General features: G+C 62.3%; 1 protein-coding gene and 1 tRNA gene. Both read right to left on the reverse strand.

The genetic code is table 11. The features are described 5' to 3' along the window. Nucleotides 1-34: 34 nt before the first annotated feature. Nucleotides 35-110, reverse strand: a tRNA-Gly gene (locus AC1DU6_RS28135). Nucleotides 111-211: 101 nt separating this feature from the next. Then, nucleotides 212-2,268, reverse strand: a 2,057-nt coding sequence (gene lon / locus AC1DU6_RS28140; RefSeq protein ID WP_477861149.1) for an endopeptidase La, incomplete at its 5' end; no start/stop codon positions are given.

A 2,268-nucleotide genomic window follows, 5' to 3' on the forward strand; every position in this document is an offset into this window, starting at 1 on the left:
AAAGGGAAGCCTGGGCTTCCCTTTCGGAAAATCTTGGAGCGGGATAAGAGGCTCGAACTCTCGACCTATACCTTGGCAAGGTATCGCTCTACCAACTGAGCTAATCCCGCTTTGTTTCCTTCATTTCTCTAGTCAGTCAGCTATGCAGCTGCCTATCTAGCGAAGCTGGCATTGTAATCCAATTTTTGGTCGGATGACAAGCCAGTCGCACTCAGTGCGGCACCACCGTGCTCTTGGCCGCGGCCTCTTCCGGCTTGGCGGCCGCAACGGCCACCTCTTCGTCGGGCAACGGCGTTGGCATGGCTTCCAGGGCGACTTCGAGTACGCGTTCGATCCATCGGACCGGCACGATCTCGAGCTGGTTCTTCACGTTTTCGGGGATGTCCTGCAGGTCCTTGACGTTGTCTTCCGGAATCATCACGGTCTTGATACCACCACGGTGAGCGGCGAGCAGCTTTTCTTTCAGGCCACCGATGGCGGTGACTTCGCCGCGCAATGTGATTTCGCCAGTCATCGCGACATCGGCACGCACCGGGATGCCGGTCAGTGCAGACACGAAGGCAGTGGTCATCGCGGCACCCGCGCTCGGGCCGTCCTTGGGCGTTGCGCCGTCGGGCACGTGGACGTGCACGTCGCGCTTCTCGAAGACCTCGTCCTTGATGCCCAGGCGACGGGCGCGCGAACGCACCACCGTGCGAGCAGCCTCGACGGACTCCTTCATCACGTCACCCAGCGAACCGGTGCGGATGATGTTGCCCTTGCCGGGCATCGCGGTGGCTTCGATGGTCAGCAGATCGCCGCCCACTTCGGTCCACGCGAGACCGACCACCTGGCCGACCTGGTTCTTCTTCTCGGCACGACCGAAGTCGTACTTGCGCACACCGAGGAAGTCGTTGAGGTTGTCCTCGGTGACGGTGACCTTGCCTTCGTAGGTCTTGAGCTGGATGCCCTTGACCACCTTGCGGCAGATCTTGGACATCTCGCGTTCAAGCGAACGCACACCGGCTTCACGCGTGTAGTAGCGGATGATCCCGCGCACGGCGGACTCGGTGACATCCAACTCCTCGTCCAGCACGCCGTTGTTCTTGCGTTGCTTGGGCAGCAGGTAGGTCTGCGCGATGTTGACCTTCTCGTCCTCGGTGTAACCCGACAGGCGGATGACTTCCATGCGGTCCAGCAGGGCCGGCGGGATGTTCATCGAGTTGGACGTGGCCACGAACATCACATCCGACAGGTCGAAATCGACCTCGATGTAGTGGTCGCCGAAGGTGTGGTTCTGCTCCGGGTCCAGGACTTCCAGCAGCGCCGAGGACGGATCGCCGCGGAAGTCCATGCCCAGCTTGTCGATCTCGTCGAGCAGGAACAGCGGATTGCGCGTGCCAACCTTGGTCAGCGACTGCAGCACCTTGCCCGGCATGGAGCCGATGTAGGTGCGACGGTGGCCGCGGATCTCGGCTTCATCGCGCACGCCGCCCAGCGCCATGCGGATGAATTTGCGGCCGGTGGCGCGTGCCACGCTCTGGCCGAGCGAGGTCTTGCCGACGCCCGGAGGGCCGACCAGGCACAAGATGGGCGCCTTGACCTTCTCGACGCGCTGCTGCACCGCGAGATATTCAAGGATGCGGTCCTTGACCTTCTCGAGGCCGTAGTGGTCTTCGTTGAGCACGTCCTCGGCGTTCTTGAGGTCGTGCTTGATCTTGGTCTTCTTGCTCCAGGGCAGGTTGACCAGCGTGTCGATGTAGTTGCGCACCACCGTCGCTTCGGCGGACATGGGCGACATCAGCTTGAGCTTCTTCAGCTCGGCGTCGGCCTTCTTGCGCGCTTCCTTGGGCATGCGGGCCGCGAGGATCTTCTTCTCGAGCTCCTCCATGTCGGCGCCTTCTTCGCCGTCGCCGAGCTCCTTCTGGATGGCCTTGACCTGCTCGTTCAGGTAGTACTCGCGCTGGCTCTTCTCCATCTGGCGCTTGACGCGGCCACGGATGCGCTTTTCGACCTGCAGGATGTCAACCTCGTGCTCGAGCAGGTCGAGCAGCTTTTCCAGGCGCTTGGCCACTTCGGCCAGGTCCAGCACGGCCTGCTTGGCATCAAGCTTGAGCGGCAGGTGGGCGGCGATGGTGTCGGCCAGGCGACCCGGATCGTCGATGCCGCCGATGGACGTGAGGATCTCGGGCGGGATCTTCTTGTTGAGCTTGACGTACTGGTCGAACTGCTGAGTGACGGCGCGGCGCAGGGCCTCGACTTCAGGCGCATGCTCGGTCTCGGGCGGAA

This window comes from Roseateles sp. P5_B10, assembly GCF_056400485.1.